The organism is Streptomyces aurantiacus, assembly GCF_001418335.1.
GTDB lineage: Bacteria > Actinomycetota > Actinomycetes > Streptomycetales > Streptomycetaceae > Streptomyces > Streptomyces aurantiacus.
Window position 1 is genome coordinate 1 of record NZ_LIPP01000558.1, and the last position, 3,210, is coordinate 3,210.

General features: G+C 74.0%; 2 protein-coding genes. Both read right to left on the reverse strand.

The window, feature by feature from the left end; genetic code table 11:
- On the reverse strand, positions 1-1,675 hold a 1,675-nt coding region (locus AOK01_RS40225), incomplete at its 3' end, for a Mu transposase C-terminal domain-containing protein (protein WP_055520613.1).
- 82 nt (positions 1,676-1,757) lie between these two features.
- A complete protein-coding gene (locus AOK01_RS40230; protein ID WP_157871689.1) occupies positions 1,758-3,113 on the reverse strand; it encodes an ATP-binding protein in 1,356 nt (451 codons plus the stop codon).
- Positions 3,114-3,210: the final 97 nt, after the last annotated feature.

Consider the following 3,210-nt stretch of genomic DNA (forward strand, 5'->3'; position numbering starts at 1 on the left):
GGTCGGGCAGTGCCAGCCGTGCGACGTCGGTGTAGTCGGAGGCGTCGAGTTCACGCTCGGCCTGGGCGGCCGTGACGGCTCCCAGCCGCTGGGCGGGCTCCGCACGGGTGGTGGGGGCGAATCGCTGGCGGCGCAGGCGTTCGGCGGCCTTCGCGTCGGCGCGCAGGCGCCGGGCGCGCTCCGCGCGTGCCTCGCGCAGCGCCTGCAGCTGCTCGGGGGTGGCCGCGTTGGCGAGGTGCGCCGGGCCGAGGTGGCGGCCACGGGCGTCGCAGACCTCGATCTCGTGGTCGTGGTGCGGCATGTAGCGCACGCGGACCTGGCGGCCGGCCTGGCCGGTCATCCACGCGGCGGTGTAGGTGCGGCCGCGCCAGCTCACGCCGTGGCTGGTCAGCTTCCGGGGCCGGCCGTCGTCCTCGAGGGTGAAGGCCCACAGGTCGGCGGCGGGGATGTCGGTGACAGGGGTCGGATCGGCCTGCCACGCCTCCAGCGGCGTACGGCCCGACAGGGCTTTCGGGCGGTGCGCGGTGTTCCACCAGTCCGTCCACGCCAGGACCTCCGTAGTGAAGTCCTGGAACGACAGGGCGGACACCGCCCCCGCGGTACGTCCGCGCCGCTGCGAGCGGGGCCCGGTGGGAGCGGCGGTGTAGCCGGGCAGGGCGGCGAACAGCATCCGGTCCGCAGCCCGGTTGAGGCTCTCCACCGTGCCCTTCAGATGCGGGCTGTAGGCGGGCAGGTCCTTGACCGTCACGCCCATCGCGCCGAGCGCGGTGGTGACGGCGGCCGACAGGAAGTCCTTGCCCCGGTCCATCCTCACCAGCTCCGGCACTCCCCCGGCCGGGCCATAGGGATCGTCCCGCACCACTGCGGCGCGCAAGGCGGCCAGTACCGACGCGCGGGAGGGATGGCCCGGGGTGACAGCAGTACCGGTGATGACCTTGGTGGCGGTGTCGATGAACCAGGTGATCCACGGGCGCACCAGGTCGCCGTCGGCGTCGACCAGCAGCGGGGCCTGGACGTGGTCGGTCTCCCAGGCGTAGTTGCGCCAAGACCGCGGCCGCTTGCCGAACACGTCATGGGCGCGTGCCGCCTCCGGTCCGATGGCGAGACCGGCGCGCTCCCCCGCCGTCAGGTCACGGCGCAGCGCGCGCAGGAACGTCGACAGGGACGGGACCGGATCCAGCAGCGGCACCTGCGACAGGGCTGCCCCGCCCGGAACAGCCACCAGGTCCGGCGGGACGGGCCCAGCAGTGCCGGACGTCTGCGCGCGTACGCCCCCGGCCTCGGCCGCGGCGCGCTCCATGAGCTGGCGGTGGACTGCGGAGGCGTTGCCGTGCCAGTACGCCAGCAGCACCCGGATCTCCGCAGTGATCTCGAACCGGCCGGTGTGGCGGGCTCCGGGGTGCGCAGCCGCCGCCGGGCTCCGGGACGCCTCGGCCAGCCACCTCCACACCGTGCGCTCCGATGCCCCCAGACACTCCCCCGCCAGCCGCACATGCTGCCGCGAAAGACCGCCCCGGGCCCGCAGCGCCAGCAGACGACGCACCGCAGGCGCCCGCAGCGCAACCAGCGACTGCTTCCCGAGCACCACCGCCGGATCCCCCGGCGGCGACAGCCACTGCCCTCCCGCGTCAACGCCGTGGCCGCCGTTGATGTCCTGCGGTCCGTTGTCCGTCATCGCGCCGTTCCTTCTCCTCGCCGAACGGGGTGAGGTTTTCTGCCGTCGGAACCGGTGCGTCCCGGGCGTGTGAGAGGGGCGGTCATGAGTACGGGCCGAGCCGGGCGCAGGCCTGGTCGATCGCGTCCCGCCCCACACCCGCACCGGGGTCGCGGCCCCGGGCTGCACAGACATGCGAGGTGATCTTCGCCCAGGTACGGAAGTTGCCGCGGGCGGTCTGCTCATCCGCCCGCCCCAGGTCGGCCGGATCAGCGTCCTCCCACACCGGGTGGAACAGACCCAGCGTCCGCGGCACGTCCTCCATGTCGAGACGGCTGACCTGATGCCAGGTCAGAACCCGGGAACGCATCGCCGCTGCCCGGGCCAGCGCCCGCTCACTGCCCGCCCCGCACAGCACCAGGGCAGCCGCACAGCCCGGCGAGTCCCACAGCTGCCGCAGGTAGTCCAGCACCGGCGGCGACAGACGCTGCGCGTCATCGAGGAACAGCACACCCGGCTCGGCCAGCGCCTCCGCCAACGCCTGGTCGGCCGGTCCGGCACGGTGGGTCAAGGACCCCGACGGCAGCCCAAGCGCCTCGCACAACGCGGCCCGCACCTGCGGCAGCCCGGGCCCGACCCCCACCACCGCCCGCCACACCGGCACCCGGCCGGGCAGCAGATGCAGAGCCTGCTCGACCGCGACCGTCTTCCCCAGCCCTGTATCCCCGTACACACAGCCGATCCCCCGCGCGGCGACTGTGTGCCCCACCGCCTCCACCACCCCGGCCACCTGCCGCGTCGACACCAGCCGCGCCCCCGGCGCATACAACCGCACCCCACCCGACACCCGGGCACACGCAGCAGCCTTCACCGCACCGGACCGTTCCTCACCACCCGGCCCGGACGGCATGGCGTCCGGACCGTCCACCACCGGCGGACCGTCCGCACCATCTGCGAAGCCGAGTTCAGCCAGCGCCCGGTCGTACCGGCTCGGCTCCACCCGGCCCGACGCCGCACGGGCGACCTGAAGCACCCGGCCCGCCCGCAACTCGTCCTTGATCGCACGGTGCAGCGTCGCCAACGACGGCACCGCCTCGACACCCCACCGCTGAAGCACGCCCTCGTCCTGCGCCCGGAGCATCCTGCGGCGCAGCTCAGCGACGTTCCCGCCGGACTGGGTGAGCACCTCCCACAACGGGTCGCCCACCGTGAACCCGCCCTGCCGTGGCCGCGCCTCCACCCGCCCCTCGCGTCCCTCGGCCAGCCACCGCCACACCGTCCGCTCCGTCACCCCCGCCAAACCAGCCGCGATCCGCACATGCAACGACGACAGACCGTCCTCACTCCGGTCCACCGCCAGCAGCCTCCGCACCACCACCGCCCGCTCCACCCGCCCGGCCACCGCCGAAGCGGCCGGACCCGGCACCGTCTCCCCCACCGGGTCCTGTGAAACCGTCACACGGCCAACCCCACCGCTCCGGTCGCCCCCCCACACGAAGACCGGCAAACCCAACACAGCCGGCCCGCGATCTGCTAACCACACCGTGACACCAACC